Origin of the sequence: Pseudorhodoferax sp. Leaf267, assembly GCF_001422405.1 — a bacterium.
Lineage (GTDB): Bacteria > Pseudomonadota > Gammaproteobacteria > Burkholderiales > Burkholderiaceae_C > Pseudorhodoferax.
This window is the reverse complement of record NZ_LMMV01000022.1, coordinates 398,858-415,485: the sequence shown is the minus strand read 5'-3', so window position 1 is coordinate 415,485 and position 16,628 is coordinate 398,858. Positions and strand designations below refer to the sequence as shown.

The 16,628-nt window shown below is 67.0% G+C and carries 18 protein-coding genes; 13 read left to right on the top strand and 5 right to left on the bottom strand.

Annotation, left to right across the window (positions count from 1 at the left end):
* Nucleotides 1-4 precede the first annotated feature (4 nt).
* The 9 genes from ASF43_RS21785 to tolA are packed head-to-tail and all read left to right on the top strand — an operon-like array spanning nucleotide 5 to nucleotide 6,603.
* Complete coding sequence (locus ASF43_RS21785; RefSeq protein ID WP_056185543.1) at nucleotides 5-649, top strand: riboflavin synthase; 645 nt, start codon at nucleotides 5-7, stop codon at nucleotides 647-649.
* Entirely contained in the window at nucleotides 646-1,782 is a 1,137-nt protein-coding gene (gene ribBA / locus ASF43_RS21780; protein ID WP_056185541.1) for a bifunctional 3,4-dihydroxy-2-butanone-4-phosphate synthase/GTP cyclohydrolase II, read from the top strand. Before ASF43_RS21785 ends, ribBA begins: the two co-directional genes overlap by 4 nt.
* Nucleotides 1,779-2,255 (top strand): 6,7-dimethyl-8-ribityllumazine synthase, encoded by a 477-nt coding sequence (gene ribH / locus ASF43_RS21775; RefSeq protein WP_056185537.1) that lies wholly within the window; start codon nucleotides 1,779-1,781, stop codon nucleotides 2,253-2,255. Before ribBA ends, ribH begins: the two co-directional genes overlap by 4 nt.
* A complete protein-coding gene (gene nusB / locus ASF43_RS21770) occupies nucleotides 2,252-2,791 on the top strand; it encodes a transcription antitermination factor NusB (RefSeq protein WP_056185534.1) in 540 nt (179 codons plus the stop codon). Before ribH ends, nusB begins: the two co-directional genes overlap by 4 nt.
* Nucleotides 2,788-3,972, top strand: coding sequence for a pyridoxal phosphate-dependent aminotransferase (locus tag ASF43_RS21765; protein ID WP_056185531.1), 1,185 nt, complete (start codon nucleotides 2,788-2,790; stop codon nucleotides 3,970-3,972). The genes nusB and ASF43_RS21765 overlap by 4 nt, the downstream gene beginning before the upstream one ends.
* Complete coding sequence (ybgC, locus tag ASF43_RS21760; RefSeq protein WP_235578329.1) at nucleotides 3,969-4,397, top strand: tol-pal system-associated acyl-CoA thioesterase; 429 nt, start codon at nucleotides 3,969-3,971, stop codon at nucleotides 4,395-4,397. The genes ASF43_RS21765 and ybgC overlap by 4 nt, the downstream gene beginning before the upstream one ends.
* 40 nt (nucleotides 4,398-4,437) lie before the next feature.
* Nucleotides 4,438-5,130: a protein TolQ gene (gene tolQ, locus ASF43_RS21755; protein WP_056185527.1), complete on the top strand. Its 693-nt coding sequence runs from the start codon at nucleotides 4,438-4,440 to the stop codon at nucleotides 5,128-5,130.
* Nucleotide 5,131: 1 nt separating this feature from the next.
* A complete protein-coding gene (gene tolR, locus ASF43_RS21750; RefSeq protein WP_056185524.1) occupies nucleotides 5,132-5,551 on the top strand; it encodes a protein TolR in 420 nt (139 codons plus the stop codon).
* A gap of 8 nt (nucleotides 5,552-5,559) precedes the next feature.
* Complete coding sequence (tolA, locus tag ASF43_RS21745; protein ID WP_369803310.1) at nucleotides 5,560-6,603, top strand: cell envelope integrity protein TolA; 1,044 nt, start codon at nucleotides 5,560-5,562, stop codon at nucleotides 6,601-6,603.
* 81 nt (nucleotides 6,604-6,684) lie between these two features.
* Here tolA and acnB read toward each other — a convergent pair whose 3' ends face one another.
* The 5 genes from acnB to ASF43_RS21720 form a co-directional block, all read right to left on the bottom strand.
* Nucleotides 6,685-9,291: a bifunctional aconitate hydratase 2/2-methylisocitrate dehydratase gene (gene acnB, locus ASF43_RS21740; protein ID WP_056185520.1), complete on the bottom strand. Its 2,607-nt coding sequence runs from the start codon at nucleotides 9,289-9,291 to the stop codon at nucleotides 6,685-6,687.
* 75 nt (nucleotides 9,292-9,366) lie between these two features.
* Entirely contained in the window at nucleotides 9,367-9,966 is a 600-nt protein-coding gene (locus tag ASF43_RS21735) for a hypothetical protein (protein ID WP_056185517.1), read from the bottom strand.
* Between the two features lie 31 nt (nucleotides 9,967-9,997).
* Entirely contained in the window at nucleotides 9,998-11,011 is a 1,014-nt protein-coding gene (locus ASF43_RS21730; RefSeq protein WP_056185514.1) for a CoA ester lyase, read from the bottom strand.
* Nucleotides 11,008-11,796 (bottom strand): trans-aconitate 2-methyltransferase, encoded by a 789-nt coding sequence (gene tam, locus ASF43_RS21725; RefSeq protein ID WP_056185512.1) that lies wholly within the window; start codon nucleotides 11,794-11,796, stop codon nucleotides 11,008-11,010. The genes ASF43_RS21730 and tam overlap by 4 nt, the downstream gene beginning before the upstream one ends.
* A gap of 13 nt (nucleotides 11,797-11,809) precedes the next feature.
* Entirely contained in the window at nucleotides 11,810-12,796 is a 987-nt protein-coding gene (locus ASF43_RS21720; RefSeq protein WP_056185509.1) for a malate dehydrogenase, read from the bottom strand.
* Between the two features lie 227 nt (nucleotides 12,797-13,023).
* Here ASF43_RS21720 and ASF43_RS21715 point away from each other — a divergent pair, with 227 nt between their 5' ends.
* The 4 genes from ASF43_RS21715 (at nucleotide 13,024) to sdhA (ending at nucleotide 16,624) form a co-directional block, all read left to right on the top strand.
* A complete protein-coding gene (locus ASF43_RS21715) occupies nucleotides 13,024-13,851 on the top strand; it encodes a GntR family transcriptional regulator (protein WP_082498058.1) in 828 nt (275 codons plus the stop codon).
* A 126-nt stretch (nucleotides 13,852-13,977) separates the two neighbouring features.
* Nucleotides 13,978-14,424, top strand: a complete 447-nt coding sequence (gene sdhC / locus ASF43_RS21710) for a succinate dehydrogenase, cytochrome b556 subunit (protein ID WP_056185507.1) — start codon at nucleotides 13,978-13,980, stop codon at nucleotides 14,422-14,424.
* A 23-nt stretch (nucleotides 14,425-14,447) separates the two neighbouring features.
* Complete coding sequence (sdhD, locus tag ASF43_RS21705) at nucleotides 14,448-14,816, top strand: succinate dehydrogenase, hydrophobic membrane anchor protein (RefSeq protein WP_056185504.1); 369 nt, start codon at nucleotides 14,448-14,450, stop codon at nucleotides 14,814-14,816.
* Between the two features lie 2 nt (nucleotides 14,817-14,818).
* Nucleotides 14,819-16,624 carry a succinate dehydrogenase flavoprotein subunit gene (sdhA, locus tag ASF43_RS21700; RefSeq protein WP_056185501.1) on the top strand — a complete coding sequence of 602 codons (1,806 nt, stop codon included), beginning with the start codon at nucleotides 14,819-14,821 and terminating at the stop codon, nucleotides 16,622-16,624.
* Nucleotides 16,625-16,628: the final 4 nt, after the last annotated feature.

Below are 16,628 nucleotides of genomic sequence, written 5' to 3'. Positions count from 1 at the left end.
GGCTATGTTCACGGGAATCATCACCGCAGTGGGGCGCATCGCCGCCGTCCACGACCTCGGCAGCTCCTTGGCCTATGGCAAGCGCCTCAGCATCGAGGTGCCCGCCGGTTACCTCGACGATGTGGGCCTGGGCGACAGCATCGCGCTCAATGGGGCCTGCATGACCGTCACCTCGCTGACGCCTTCCACCCTGCAATTCACCGTCGATGTCTCGGCCGAATCGCTGGCCCGCACCGACGGGCTGGACGCCACGGGCAGCGTCAACCTCGAAAAAGCCCTGCGCGCGCATGACCGCCTGGGCGGTCACATCGTGTCGGGCCATGTCGACGGCGTGGGCCACGTGGCGCGCTTCGAACAGGTCGGCGAAAGCTGGGCGCTCGACATCCTGGCGCCTGCCGAGCTGGCGCGCTACCTGGCCTACAAGGGCTCGGTCACGGTGCAGGGCGTGAGCCTCACGGTCAACGAGGTCGTCGACCGCACGGACGGCTGCGAGATCCGCATCAACCTGATCCCGCACACGGTGGAACACACGACACTGGGCCTGCTGCGCCCCGGCTCGGCCGTGAACCTGGAAATCGACACCATCGCGCGCTATGTCGAGCGCATGCTGCGCCTGGCACCCCAGGCCACCACCCTACCCACTGCATGAACGCTCCGCTCCAACCCGTCCCGATCTCGCCGGTCGAGGACATCGTCGCCGACATGCGCGCCGGCCGCATGGTGATCCTCGTCGACGAGGAAGACCGTGAGAACGAGGGCGACCTGGTCCTCGCGGCCGACCATGTGACGCCCGAGGCCATCAACTTCATGGCCCGCCATGCGCGCGGCCTGATCTGCCTGACCCTGTCGCGCGAGCTGTGCGAGCGCCTGCGCCTGCCGCCCATGGTCGCGCGCAACGGCGCCAAGCATTCGACCGCCTTCACGGTGTCTATCGAGGCCGCCGAGGGCGTGACCACCGGCATCTCGGCCGCCGACCGCGCGCGCACCGTGCAGGCCGCCGTCGCCGCGAACGCGCGTGCCGAAGACCTGGTGCAACCCGGCCACATCTTCCCGCTGCAGGCCGTGGACGGCGGCGTGCTGATGCGCGCCGGCCATACCGAGGCCGGCTGCGACCTGGCCACCATGGCCGGCTGCAGCCCGGCGTCCGTGATCTGCGAGGTCATGAACGAAGACGGCACCATGGCGCGCCTGCCCGACCTGCAACTGTTCGCCGCCGCGCATGGCCTGAAGATCGGCACCATCGCCGACCTCATCGAGCACCGCAGCCGCCACGAGTCGCTGGTCGAGCGCGTGGGCAGCCGCGAGTTGCAGACCGCGTTCGGCCCGTTCACGGCCCACGCCTACAAGGACAAGCCCAGCGCCAGCGTGCACCTGGCGCTCGTCAAAGGGAGCTGGCAGCCCGAGGACGACATCGCCGTGCGCGTGCACGAGCCCTTGTCGGTGCTGGACTTGCTGGAATGCGACCGCACCATGCATTCCTGGAGCCTGCCGGCCAGCCTGCGCCACATCGCGTCCGAAGGCCGGGGCGTGGTCGTGCTGCTCAACTGCGGCGAGAGCGCGGGCGAGCTGCTGGCCCAGTTCGAGGGCACGGCCCGCGCGGCCCAGGCGCCCGAGCGCGGTCGCATGGACCTGCGCACCTACGGCATCGGCGCCCAGATCCTGCGCGACTGCGGCGTCCACAAGATGCGCCTCATGAGCAACCCGCGCCGCATGCCCAGCATGGTCGGCTACGGATTGGAAAGCACGGGCTACCTCACGCCCACGGCCGAAGGAACGACATGAAACACGCCAACCAGGGCGAACTCGCCGCCGACGACGCGCGGCTGGACGGGCGCAGCCTGTCCATCGGCATCGTGCAGGCCCGCTTCAACGCCGACATCACCGACGCGCTGGCCACGGCCTGCAAGGACGAACTGCGCGCCCTGGGCGTGCCGGACGCCCAGGTCCAGCACGTCACCGTGCCGGGCGCGCTCGAAGTGCCGGTCGCGCTGCAGGCCATGGCCGCCGCGCGCCGCTACGACGCGCTCATCGCGCTGGGCTGCATCGTGCGTGGCGAGACCTACCACTTCGAACTGGTGGCCAACGAATCCGGCGCCAGCGTCAGCCGCATCGCGCTGGACCACCGCATCCCCATCGCCAACGCGATCCTGACCACCGAAAACATGGAACAAGCCATCGCGCGCCAGACCGACAAGGGGCGCGACGCGGCCCGCGTCGCCGTCGAGATGGCCCGGCTGCTGGAACACATCAAATGACCGAAGCCGAAGACCAGGGCGAGCAGCCCACCCCGCCCGAACACCAGACCCGCACCGGCCGCACCGCAACCGGCGCACGCAAGGCGGCCGCCAAAAACCCGCGCAGCCGTGCCCGCGAGTTCGCGCTGCAGGCGCTGTACCAGCACCTGGTGGGCGGCAACGAGGCCACGGCCATCGACGCCTTCACGCGCGACCTGTCCGGCTTCCACAAGGCCGACGCCGTGCACTACGACGCGCTGCTGCACGGCTGCATCGCCGAGGCTGCGGAACTCGACGCGCTGATGGCGCCGCTGCTGGACCGCACGATGGAACGCATCTCGCCGATCGAGCGCGCCGTGCTGTGGATCGGCATCTACGAGATGCGCCACTGCCTGGACGTGCCCTGGCGCGTGGTGCTCAACGAATGCATCGAGCTGGCCAAGGAATTCGGCGGCACCGACGGCCACAAATACGTGAACGGCATCCTGAACGGCCTGGCGCCCACGCTGCGTGGCACGGAGGTCGCATCCGACCGCAGCCGAAAGCCCCGCGCATGAGGATCTCGCGCCGCGCGCAGGCCATCGAGCCGTTCTATGTCATGGAAGTCGCCAAGCAGGCCGCCGCACTGGCGCGCGAGGTGGAGCGCAGCGACCGGCCCATGGTCTTCCTGAACATCGGCGAGCCCGACTTCACGGCGCCGCCGCTGGTGCAGGTGGCCGCCCAGCGCGCCATCCACGATGGACGCACGCAGTACACGCCGGCCACCGGCCTGCCCGCACTGCGCGAGCGCATCAGCGACTGGTACCGCACGCGCTTCGGCATCGACGTGCCGGCGCGCCGCATCGTCATCACGGCTGGCGCCTCGGCCGCGCTACAGCTGGCCTGCCTGGCGCTGATCGAAGCCGGCGACGAGATGCTGATGCCGGACCCGAGCTACCCCTGCAACCGGCATTTCGTGAGTGCCGCCGAGGGCCGCTCCGTGCTGCTGCCGACCACGGCGGCCGAGCGCTTCCAGCTCAGCGCCGACAAGGTCGCGGCTGCCTGGAACACGCATACGCGTGGCGTGCTGCTGGCCTCGCCGTCCAACCCCACGGGCACCTCCATCGCCACCGAGGAGCTGCGCCGCATCCACGACCATGTGCGCCACCGTGGCGGCATCACGCTGGTCGACGAGATCTACCTGGGCCTTTCGTACGACCCGGCTTTCGGCCGCAGCGCCTTGGCGCTGGACGACCAGATCGTCAGCATCAACAGCTTCAGCAAATACTTCAACATGACGGGCTGGCGGCTGGGCTGGCTGGTCGTGCCCGACGCGCTAGTGCCCGTGGTCGAGCGCATCGCGCAGAACCTGTTCATCTGCGCCAGCACGGTCGCCCAGCATGCGGCGCTGGCCTGCTTCGAGGACGAAAGCCTGGCGCTGTACGAGCAGCGCCGCGCCGAGTTTCGCGCCCGGCGCGACTACTTCGTGCCCGCGCTGAACGACCTGGGCCTGGCCGTGCCGGTGATGCCCGATGGCGCGTTCTACGCCTGGGCCGACTGCTCGGACGCCTGCCGCAGGCTGGGCATCGAGGGCAGCTGGGATTTCGCCTTCGAGGTCATGCGGCGCGCCCACGTGGCCGTGACGCCGGGCCGCGACTTCGGCCAAGCGACGACCGCGAACTTCATCCGCTTTTCCACGGCCAGTTCCATGGCGCACCTGCAAGAGGCCGTGCAGCGGCTCAGGGGCCTGCTCGCGTGACGCGCGCGCCCGCCCTGCAGGACGCGTTCACCTTCCCGGTACGCGTGTACTGGGAGGACACGGACGCCGGCGGCATCGTGTTCTATGTGAACTACCTTAAGTTCTTCGAGCGCGCGCGCACCGAATGGCTGCGCACGCACGGCATCGGCCAGCGCCAGCTGAAGGACGATGTCGGTGGCATGTTCGTCGTGAGCGACACCCAGGTGCGCTACCTGCGGCCGGCGCGGCTGGACGATCAACTTCTGGTCACCGTTCGCGTGGAACGTTTCGGCTCGGCCTCGCTCCTACTCGCGCAGCGTGTGCTGGCGGGAGGCGTAGAAGGCGCCGTGCTGTGCGAAGGCCAGATCCGCATCGGCTGGGTCGACGCGGCCACGCTACGGCCTGCGAGAATCCCGCCCTCTCTTTTGGAAGTCCTCGAGCAATGACCTTGAACACCTGCCTGACCGTGGCGCGGAGCTGCCTGCCATGAACCAGGACATGTCGATCCTGAACCTGGTCCTCAACGCCAGTTTCGTCGTGCAGGCCGTGATGCTGCTGCTGATCATCGTCTCCATCGCCAGCTGGGCTGCCATCTTTCGCAAGCTGTTCGCTCTCAAGAAGGTGCACGCGCTGAACGAGGAATTCGAGCGCGACTTCTGGTCCGGCAGCAACCTCAACGAGTTGCACGCCGCCGCCACGCAGAACGCCAAGAGCGCCGGCCCGATGGAACGCATCTTCGCCAGCGGCATGCGCGAATACCAGAAGCTGCGCGAGCGCCGCATCAACGACGCCGGCACGCTGATGGACGGCGCGCGCCGCGCCATGCGCGCCAGCTTCCAGCGCGAGATGGACGTGATCGAGACCAACCTCTCGTTCATGGCGTCGGTGGGCTCGGTCTCGCCTTACGTGGGCCTGTTCGGCACGGTCTGGGGCATCATGCACGCCTTCACCGGCCTGGCCAGCATGCAGCAGGTGACGCTGGCCACCGTAGCACCCGGCATCGCCGAGGCGCTGGTGGCCACGGCCATCGGCCTGTTCGCGGCGATCCCGGCGGTCGTGGCCTACAACCGCTTCGCGCGCGACATCGACCGCACGGCGATCCGGCTGGAGACCTTCATCGAAGAGTTTTGCAACATCCTGCAGCGCAACGTGGCGACGCAATCGCCCTCCGGGCACTGACATGCCCTCCATGGCATCCCGCGGCCGCGGCCGCCGCACCATGAACGAGATCAACATGGTGCCGTTCATCGACGTGATGCTGGTGCTGCTGATCATCTTCATGGTCACTGCGCCCATGGTCACGCCCAGCCTGATCGACCTGCCCAGCGTGGGCAAGGCCGGGCGCCAGCCCGACAAGGTGATCCAGGTCGTCATCAACAAGGACGAGCGGCTGGAGATCAAGGGCGCCGACGGCAGCCAGACCGTCACGCAGCGCGAACTCGCAGCCGCCGTCAAGCGCGCCCAGGGCGATGACACGGCGGCCCCCGTTGTCATCAGCGCCGACCGCAACGTGAAATACGAGACCGTCGTCAAGGCCATGGACACGCTGCAGCGCGCCGGCATCGCGCGCGTGGGCCTGTCGGTGCAACTGGGCCCCTGACCGCATCGATGGCCACGCTGCAGCATGCCCCGATGGACCCGTCCAGCCTGGCGCCGCCACCGCAGGCGGGCCTGCCGCGCGCCGTGGGCCTGGCGCTGCTGGCCCACGTGTTGCTGATCGCAGCGCTGACCTGGGGCGTCAACTGGAAGTCGCAGGAGAGCCCGGCCGTCGAGGCCGAGATCTGGTCCTCGGTGCGCCAGCAGGCGGCGCCGCGCGCGGTCGAGCCGCCAACCCCCCAACCGGTCCCTGAGCCGCCCCGGCCGCAGCCCAAGGTCGAGCCACTACCACCGCCACCCGCACCGCCCAAGGCAGCACCGGCGCCACCACCGCCCGACACCAGCGTGCGCGACGCGCAGATCGCGCTCGAGCGCGAGAAGAAGAAGCGCGAAGAAGCCGCCAAGGAGTTGGCCGAGCAGCGTGAGGAGCAGCAGCGCAAGGCTGCGGAGAAAAAGCGGCAGGAGCAACAGGCACAGGCCAAGCGCGATGCGCAGGAGAAGGCGGAGAAAGCAGAAAGAGCCGAGAAGGCAGAGAAAGCCGAAAGGGCAGCCAAAGCCGAAAAGGCAGAGCGCGAAAAGGCCGAGAAAGCCGAACGCGCCGAGAAGGCAGAAAAGATCGAAAAGGCCGAAAAGGCCGCAGCCGATGCCAAACGCCAGCAGGCCATCAAGGCGCAGCAGGAGCGCGACGCCAACGCGCGGCGCGAGGAGAACATCCGCCGCATGCAGGGCTTCGCGGGCGCCAGTGGCGGTGCCACGGCCACCGGCAGCGCGATGCAGTCCAGCGGCCCGTCGGCCAGCTACGGCGGCAGGGTGGCGGCCCGGGTGCGGCCCAACATCGTGTTCCCCGACAGCGTGCCGGGCAACCCGAGTGCAGAGGTCGAGGTGCGCGCCGCCCCCGATGGCACGATCACAGGCAAGCGCCTGGTCAAGTCCAGCGGCATTAAGGCCTGGGACGATGCCGTGCTGCGCGCGATCGACAAGACCGAGACCCTGCCGCGCGACACCGACGGACGCGTGCCTCCGCTGCTGGTCATCAGCTTCCGGCCCAAGGAGTAGCGCTCAGGAGAGCCAGACGAAAAAAAGCCCGCAGTGCGGGCTTTCGTTTTTGGCGGCGCGGGCCGCAGCCCGCTGGCCACTTCAGGCCGTGACCACACCGTCCTTGACCGTGTCTGCCACGTCCGAATACTCCGCCACCTTGTCGAAGTTCAAGTACTGGTAGATCTGGCCGCTGGCGGCCGTCAGCACGCCCATGTCGGCCAGGTACTCTGCCTTGGTCGGAATGCGGCCCAGCTTGGAGCAGATGGAGGCCAGCTCGGCCGAGCCCAGATACACATTGGTGTTCTTGCCCAGGCGGTTCGGGAAGTTGCGCGTGCTGGTCGACATGACCGTCGCACCCTCGCGCACCTGGGCCTGGTTGCCCATGCACAGCGAGCAGCCGGGCATTTCGGTGCGCGCGCCGGCATTGCCGAACACGCCGTAGTGGCCCTCCTCGGTCAGCTGCTGCGCGTCCATCTTGGTCGGCGGCGCGATCCACAGCTTGACCGGGATGTCACGCTTGCCTTCGAGCAGCTTGGACGCCGCGCGGAAGTGGCCGATGTTGGTCATGCACGAACCGATGAACACCTCGTCGATCTTGGCCCCGGCGACTTCGGACAGCGTCTTCACGTCGTCCGGGTCGTTCGGGCAGGCCACGATGGGCTCGTGGATGTCGGCCAGGTCGATCTCGATCACGGCCGCGTATTCGGCGTCTGCGTCGCCCTTGAGCAGTTGCTGGTCCTTGAGCCAGGCTTCCTGCGCGGCGATACGGCGCGCCAGCGTGCGTGCGTCGGCATAGCCCTCGGCGATCATCCACTTCATCAACGTGATGTTGCTGGTGATGTACTCGGCGATCGGCTCCTTGTTCAGGTGCACCGTGCAGCCGGCGGCAGAGCGCTCGGCCGACGCGTCGGACAGCTCGAAGGCTTGCTCGACCTTCAGGTCCGGCAGGCCTTCGATCTCCAGGATGCGGCCCGAGAAGATGTTCTTCTTGCCCTTCTTCTCGACCGTCAAGAGGCCCTGCTTGATGGCGTATAGCGGGATCGCGTTGACCAAGTCGCGCAGCGTGACGCCGGGCTGCTTCTTGCCCTTGAACTTGACGAGCACGCTCTCGGGCATGTCCAGCGGCATCACGCCCGTGGCGGCCGCAAACGCGACCAGGCCGGAGCCTGCGGGGAAGCTGATGCCGATCGGGAAACGCGTGTGCGAATCGCCACCCGTGCCCACGGTGTCGGGCGTCAGCAGACGGTTCAGCCAGCTGTGGATCACGCCGTCACCGGGGCGCAGCGAGATGCCGCCGCGGGTGCTGATGAAGTCCGGCAGCTCGTGGTGCATCTTCACGTCCACCTTTTTCGGATAGGCGGCCGTATGGCAGAACGATTGCATGACCAGATCGGCCGAGAAGCCCAGGCAGGCCAGGTCCTTCAGCTCGTCGCGGGTCATCGGGCCAGTGGTGTCCTGGCTGCCGACTGAAGTCATCTTGGGCTCGCAGTAGGTGCCGGGGCGCACGCCCTGGCCTTCCGGCAGGCCGCAGGCGCGGCCCACCATCTTCTGCGCCAGCGAGAAGCCCTTGCCGCTGTCTGCCGGCGCTTGCGGCAGGCGGAACAGCGTGGAAGCAGGCAGGCCCAAGGCTTCACGCGCCTTGCCCGTAAGGCCGCGGCCGATGATCAGCGGAATGCGGCCACCGGCGCGCACTTCGTCGAACAGCACCTCGCTCTTCACCGTGAACTCGGCGATGACCTGGCCGTCCTTCAAGGCTTTGCCTTCGTAGGGGCGCAATTCGATGGTGTCGCCCATGTTCATCTGGCTCACGTCCAGCTCGATCGGCAACGCGCCGGCGTCTTCCATGGTGTTGTAGAAGATGGGCGCGATCTTGGTGCCCAGGCAGACACCGCCGAACTTCTTGTTCGGGATGAAGGGAATGTCTTCGCCCGTGAACCACAGGACCGAGTTGGTGGCCGACTTGCGCGAGGAACCGGTGCCGACCACGTCGCCCACATAGGCCACGGGCAGGCCGCGCTTGACCAGGTCTTCGATGAACTTGACCGGGCCGCGCTTGCCGTCTTCCTCGGGCGTGAAGGCTGCGCCGTCCCGCTTGTTCTTGAGCATGGCCAGCGCATGCATCGGGATGTCAGGGCGCGTGGTCGCGTCGGGCGCGGGCGACAGGTCGTCGGTGTTGGTCTCGCCAGGCACCTTGAACACCGTAAAGGTGATGCTCTTGGGCACCTCGGGGCGGCTCGTGAACCACTCGGCATCGGCCCAACTCTGCAGCACCGACTTGGCGTTGGCATTGCCGGCGTCGGCCAGTTCCTTGACGTCATGGAACTGGTCGAACATCAGCAGCGTCTTCTTCAGGCCTGCGGCGGCGACGGCACTGACCTCGGTGTCCTTCAGCAGATCGACCATGGCGCCGATGTTGTAGCCGCCCAGCATGGTGCCGAGCAGCTCGGTGGCCTTGGCACGGCTGATCAGCGGGCTCTTTTCGGTGCCATGGGCCACTGCGGCCAGGTAGCTGGCCTTCACCTTGGCGGCGTCGTCCACGCCGGCGGGCACACGGTGCGTGATCAGGTTCAGCAGGAATTCGCCCTCGTCCGCCGGAGGCGCCTTCAACAGCTCGATGAGTTCGGCCGTCTGTTTTGCGGACAGCGGCAGCGGCGGGATGCCCAGCGCGGCGCGCTCGGCAACATGTTCACGGTAGGCTTGCAACATTCTCTATTCTCCTGGGAACGGGCCAACAGACGCACAAGCAAGAAGCGCACCGTCGGCGTGGGGCGACATGGCGGGTTAATTCTTGGGAGCGTCGGCGCTCTCGAAGATGGAACGGGGCGGGTTCTTCTTCATTTCATCGGCGAACGCCAGCTGGGCAGGTGCCTGGCACTCGTCCGCCAGGCGGATGCCCTGCTTCTGGTTCATGAGCATGGACTTGTTGCCCAGCTGCAGCCACATGGCGCCAGCCTTGGGGTCTTCCAGGCGGATCGCACCGGTCCGGCTTTCGACCGGATGCATGCGGTAGCGCGCCCCCTTGGTGGAGACCGTGAAGAAGCCGGCTTTCTTCTCGTCGGCGGTGACGACCACGTCGGCACCCAGTTCGCACTGGATCTTGCCGGTGAACACCTTGTTCGCCACCGCCAGTTCGGCATCGCCGATGACCACGTTGGGGTCGTCCGAGATCGGCGTGACCTCTTCCACGGCCTTGGCGGCGCTGCGGCGCAAGGGGGCCTTCTTCGGCTCCGCCTTCGCAGTGGACTTGGCCGCGGGTTTGGCGGCAGGTTTGGCTGCTGCCTTGGTCGAGGGCTCGGCCGCGGCCTTGGACGCACTGCTCTGGGCCGAGGCCGCGAATGGCAGTGCGAACGACAGGGCGGCGATGAGGGCGAGCTTTTTCATGGATGGGCTTTCCTTGGCGAGATGTTTGGCTTCAGTGGGCAGGCTGGGGTGCAGACGCGAACCACGCCTGCGCCTGTGGGGGCAATGCACGCCCGGTGGCGTGCGCGCGCACGAGCACCTGCCAGAAATGGCGGTAGCTCGCGCGATCGTGCAATGTGCCTTCGAAACTGACAGGGGCCCAGTTCGCTTCGATGGCCGCATCCACGATCTGAGCGGCGGTATGGATCTGTTCCTCATCTGGCGCGAATGCTTCGAGGATGGGGCGGATCTGGCTCGGGTGGATGCTCCACATGCGCGTGTAGCCGAATTCGCGCGCGGCGCGGCGTGCCGCCATGCGCATGGCCTCGCCATCACTGAACTCGGTCACGACGCAATGCGATGGCACCTTGCCGAACGCATGGGCAGCCGAGGCGATCTCGAGCTTGGCGCGCACCACCAGCGGGTGGGCGAACTGACCAGCCACGCCCATGCCATCGGCCGGAATGGCGCCAGCGTGGGCCGAGACGAAGTCCATGAGCCCGAAGCTCAGCGACTGCACGCGCGCGTGCGCCGCGATGTCGAAGGCGTTGCGCACCGCCAGCGGTGATTCGATCAGCACGTGCAGCGGCAGCTGCGACGCGCCGGCCGCATCGAGCGCCTGCACCGCGCGCACCACATCGGCCAGGCTTTCGACCTTGGGCACCATCAAGTGGCTCAGGCGAGCGCCGGCGCGACCGGCGATGCAAGCCACGTCGCCTTCGAAGGCCGCATGGTCGACCGGATGCACGCGCACGCCGACCCGCATGCCGGGCGCGGCGGCCAGCGCCAATTCGGTGACCAGGGCCGCGTGCTCGGTTTCACCGCCCACTGGTGCGCCGTCTTCGCAATCGAGCGTGACGTCGAACACGCAGGCGCCGAATTCCTGGGCCATCTCGGACTGCAGCGCCAGGCTCTTGCGCATGCGCGCCTCGACACCGCTGTAGTGGTCGCAGACCGGCAACGTCACGGACCCCGCCTGGGCTCCGAGCAGCACAGTGGCGGGATGGTTGGCGGTCGTCGTCTTCATGCGGTCTTGCGCGCCACGATGAACAGGCGCGGGAAGGCGAGCAGCCGCTTGCCATCGGCACGCGGCGCATAGGCAGCGGCGACACGGCGCTCGTACTCGGCCAGGTAGCTGGCCTGCAGCTTGGGCGGCAGGCGGTCCACGTAGGGCTTGAGTCCGGTGCTGCGCACCCACTCGACGATCGCCGCAGCCGAGGCCATGGGGTGTTGGTAGATGGTGTGCCAGACATCGACCTGCGCGGCCACCGGGGCCAGCAGGTCGTAGTAGCCGTTGATGCCCAGCAGTTCGGTGCGCAGCTTGTCGGCATCGCCGATGGGCTCGGCCCAGGGCGCCTGGGCCGCCACCTCGCGCATCAGCCGGTGCGTGGGCTCCTGCCGGTTGTCGGGCATCTGGATGGCCAGCACGCCGCCGGGCGCCAGCGCCGAGAACAGGCGCGGGACCAACGTCTCGTGGCCCGGCACCCACTGCAAGGCGGCATTGGCATAAATCAGGTCGGGCGCGGGGCCATCGGCCTCCCGCGGCGCCCAGGTCGCGATGTCACCCCATGCGAAGCGCGCCTGCGGCAAACGCTCCCGTGCACTGGCCAGCATGGGCTCGGAGTTGTCGACCCCGGTGACGGCAGCGCCAGGAAAGCGCTGCACTAGCAGCTCGGTGGAATTGCCCGGCCCGCAGCCCAGGTCGACCACATGGGCCGCCTGCGCCAGGGGCACGCGCGCCAGCAGGTCCTGTGCGGGGCGCGTGCGCTCGTCCTCGTAACGACGGTAGAGCGCGGGGTTCCAGTCGAGCATGCGGGCTTTCGCTTTAAAGCAGGTGCTTGACGCCGTCCTGTTCGCCCTGCAGCTCGGCCAGCGTCTTGTCGATGCGTTCCTGGCTGAAGGCGTCGATCTCCAGGCCTTCGACCAGCTTGTATTCGCCGTTTTCGGTGGTGACCGGGAAGCCGAACATCACATCCTTGGGGATGCCGTACTGGCCGTCCGACGGGATGCCCATCGTCACCCACTTGCCGTTGGAGCCCAGTGCCCAGTCGCGCATGTGGTCGATGGCGGCATTGGCGGCCGAAGCGGCCGACGACAGGCCACGCGCTTCGATGATGGCCGCGCCGCGCTTGCCCACGGTAGGCAGGAAGGTGTCGGCGTTCCAGACCTGGTCATCGATGATGTCCTTGACCTTCTTGCCGTTGACCGTGGCGAAGCGGTAGTCCGCATACATCGTGGGCGAGTGGTTGCCCCAGACGGTGAGCTTCTCGATGTCGGCGACCTTGGTGCCGGTCTTGGCGGCGATCTGGCTCAATGCGCGGTTGTGGTCCAGGCGCAGCATGGCCGTGAAGTTCTTGCGCGGCAGGTCGGGCGCGGACTTCATCGCGATGTAGGCATTGGTGTTGGCCGGGTTGCCGACCACCAACACCTTGACGTTGCGGCTGGCGACAGCGTTCAGGGCCTTGCCTTGCGCCGTGAAGATGGCGCCGTTGACGGCGAGCAGCTCGGCGCGCTCCATGCCCGGGCCGCGCGGACGCGAGCCGACCAGCAGCGCGTAGTCGGTGTCCTTGAACGCGGTCATCGGGTCGCTGTGGGCTTCCAGCCCGACCAGCAGCGGGAATGCGCAGTCGTCCAGTTCCATCATCACGCCCTTGAGCGCCTTCTGGGCCTTCTCGTCCGGGATCTCCAGCAGTTGCAGGATGACCGGCTGGTCCTTGCCGAGCATTTCGCCCGAAGCAATGCGAAACAGAAGGGCGTAACCGATTTGGCCAGCGGCACCGGTGACGGCCACGCGGACAGGCGTTTTGCTCATGAGGAAAGCTCCGGAAAGAGAAGGAGAAAAAGACTCCGCCCAAGCGGCAGGCTGCTGGTCGGAGGTCGACGGACAGCCTAGGAGTTTACCCGCGATCGACGCGCTAGGTCAATTTGTCTTATGTCTTATATAAGATAAGATTCCACCTTGCCTGACGTGCGGGGCGCGCGCGCCGACCATGGGCACGCAGCGCCTGATTTCCACCCCTCATGACGAGCCCTCCGACGATGCCCTCCTCTCTCAGCACCGCGCCCGGCCTGCCATCGGGCAGCACCGTCTCCGGGCCGTCGTCCGACACCACCGCCAGCCCCGCGACGCCCGCCTTCAGTCCGCTGTACCAGCAGATCAAAGGCCTGATCCTGCAAAGCCTGCAGGCTGGCGAATGGAAGCCTGGCGAACTCATCCCCAGCGAAATCGAACTGGCCGCTCGCTTTCGCGTGAGCCAGGGCACGGTGCGCAAGGCGGTGGACGAGCTGGCCGGTGACAACCTGGTCGTGCGCCGCCAGGGCAAGGGCACGTTCGTCGCCACCCACACCGAGCAGCACGTGCGCTACCGCTTCCTCAAGCTGGTGCCCGACACCGGCGACGTGGACCGCGAAGGCCCGGCGCAGCGCCAGTTCCTGGAATGCAGGCGCTCACGTGCCAACGCCGAGATCGCGCGCGCGCTGGCGTTGCGCACCGGCGACGCGGTGATGCAGGTGCGCCGTGTGCTGTCGTTTCCGGCCGATGGCGGCGCGCTGGTGCCAACCATCCTGGAAGACCTGTGGCTGCCGGGCGCACCGTTCAAGGGCCTGACGGCCGAGCGCATGGCCGACTTCCGCGGGCCGACCTATGCGCTGTTCGAAACCGAATTCGGCGTGCGCATGGTGCGCGCGGAAGAAAAAATCCGCGCCGTGCTGCCCGACGACGACCAGTGCAAGCTGTTGCACATTGCGCCCGGCACGCCGTTGCTCAGCGTGGAACGGGTCGCCTACACCTACAACGACGCCCCGATGGAGTTGCGGCGCGGCCTGTATCGGACGGATACGCACCATTACCGGAACGAATTGAACTGACGGCAATCACTTGCGCGACTGGTGGTGCAAACCTTCGTCGCAGTTCGCTTGCTGCATTGCAATAGAATTTTGGGTTGACCCCCGCGTAACGATTACAAGGCAGTTACATCCACGAAAGCGCCCCGCATGACAGAAACAGCCTCTTCCGCACGGGCCAAGCGCCCAGAGTTCCGCAACATCAATGCCCTGACCGACCTGCCTTCGTACCGCTTGCCGGCTGCGGGCTGGGTGTCCATCCTGCACCGCGTGAGCGGCGTGCTGATGTTTTTGTTGATGCCCTTCATCATCTGGATGTTCGACACCTCCGTGTCTTCCGAGATCTCCTTCGCCAAGTTCAAAGCCGCTTTCAACTCGGGCCTGGGCTGGGCACCAGGTTGGTTCTTCAAGCTCGTGGCTCTGGCACTGATGTGGGCCTACCTGCACCATTTCATCGCCGGCGTGCGCCACCTGTGGATGGACGTGAGCCATGACGCTGTGAGCAAGCAGTTCGGCAAGACCTCCGCGCAAGTCACGCTGGCCCTGAGCCTGGGCCTGACCTTCGTGCTGGGCCTCAAGCTGTTCGGCGTGTACTGAATCACAAGAAGGAAAGCATTCCCATGGCTGTCAATTACGGTTCCAAGCGCGTCGTCGTCGGCGCGCATTACGGCTTGCGCGACTGGCTGGCCCAGCGCGTCACAGGCGTCCTCATGGCCTTGTTCACCGTCATCGTGCTGGCGCAGCTGCTGCTGGCCAAAGGCCCGATCGGCTACGACCTGTGGGCGGGCATCTTCGCCGCCCAATGGATGAAGGTGCTCACCTTCTCCGTGATCATCGCCCTGCTCTACCACGTCTGGGTCGGCATGCGCGACGTCTGGATGGATTACGTCACCTCGGTTGTCTGGCTCCGTCTCGTGCTCCAGATTTTCACCATCGTCTGGCTGGTCGGCTGTGCCGGCTGGGCCATCCAAGTTCTCTGGAGACTTTGAGCATGAGCTACACCAAGCAAGCCATCAACAAGCGCAAGTTCGACGTCGTGATCGTGGGGGCCGGCGGCTCCGGCATGCGCGCGGCGCTGGAACTGTCGCGCGCAGGCCTGAACGTGGCCTCGCTGTCCAAGGTCTTCCCGACCCGTTCGCACACCGTGGCGGCGCAGGGCGGCGTGTCGGCCTCGCTGGGCAACATGTCCGAGGACAACTGGCACTACCACTTCTACGACACCATCAAGGGCTCGGACTGGCTGGGCGACCAGGACGCCATCGAGTTCATGTGCCGTGAAGCGCCCAAGGTCGTGATCGAGCTCGAACACTTCGGCATGCCGTTCGACCGCAACCCCGACGGCACGATCTACCAGCGCCCGTTCGGCGGCCACACCGCCAACTACGGCGAGAAGCCCGTGCAACGCGCCTGCGCCGCGGCCGACCGCACCGGCCACGCCATGCTGCACACGCTGTACCAGCAGAACGTCAAGTCCAAGACCAATTTCTTCGTCGAATGGATGGCGCTGGACCTGATCCGCGACGCCGACGGCGACGTGGTCGGCGTGACCGCGCTGGAGCTGGAGACCGGCGAGCTGTACGCGCTGCAGGCCAAGGCCGTGCTGCTGGCCACCGGCGGTGCCGGCCGCATCTTCGCGGCATCGACCAACGCCTTCATCAACACCGGCGACGGCCTGGGCATGGCGGCGCGTGCCGGCATCCCGCTGCAGGACATGGAGTTCTGGCAGTTCCACCCCACCGGCGTGGCCGGTGCCGGCGTGCTGCTGACCGAAGGCTGCCGCGGCGAAGGCGCGATCCTGCTCAACAGCAACGGCGAGCGCTTCATGGAGCGGTATGCGCCCACGCTGAAGGACCTGGCACCGCGCGATTTCGTCTCGCGCTCCATGGACCAGGAAATCAAGGAAGGTCGCGGCTGCGGTCCCAACAAGGACTACATCCTCATGAAGCTGGACCACCTGGGCGCCGACACCATCCGCAAGCGCCTGCCCTCGGTGGAAGAGATCGGCCACAACTTCGCCAACGTCGACATCACCAAGGAACCGATCCCCGTGGTGCCGACCATCCACTACCAGATGGGTGGCATCCCCACCAACATCCACGGCCAAGTGGTCACGCATGACGGCCAGCGCAACAACATCGTCAATGGGCTATACGCCGTGGGCGAATGCTCCTGCGTGTCGGTGCACGGCGCCAACCGCCTGGGCACGAACTCGCTGCTGGACCTGCTGGTGTTCGGCAAGTCGGCCGGCAAGCACGTCGTCGAGTTCGTCAAGAACAGCGGCGAACACAAGCCGCTGCCGGCAGACGGCGCCGACCGCTCGCTGGCGCGGCTGAACCAGCTGCAGGAATCCAGGGACGGTGAGTACGCGCAGACCATCGCGGGCGACATCCGCACCACGATGCAGCAGCATGCCGGCGTCTTCCGCACGCAGGCCAGCATGGACGAGGGCGTGGCCAAGGTCAACGCCATCCGCGACCGTGTCGCCAGCGTCGCGATGAAGGACAAGTCCATGGTCTGGAACACGGCCCGCATGGAAGCGCTGGAAGTGGACAACCTGATCGAAGTGGCCCAGGCCACGATGACCTCGGCCGCGGCGCGCCGCGAATGCCGCGGTGCCCACACGGTTTACGACTACGAGCACCCGGCCGACCACGCCGAGTTCCCGCTGGGCCGTAACGACAAGGAATGGATGAAGCACACGCTGTGGCACAGCGAGGGCAACAACCTGACCTACAAGCCCGTCAACCTCAAGCCGCTGACGGTCGACTCCATTCCGCCCAAGGTCCGCACGTTCTAACAAG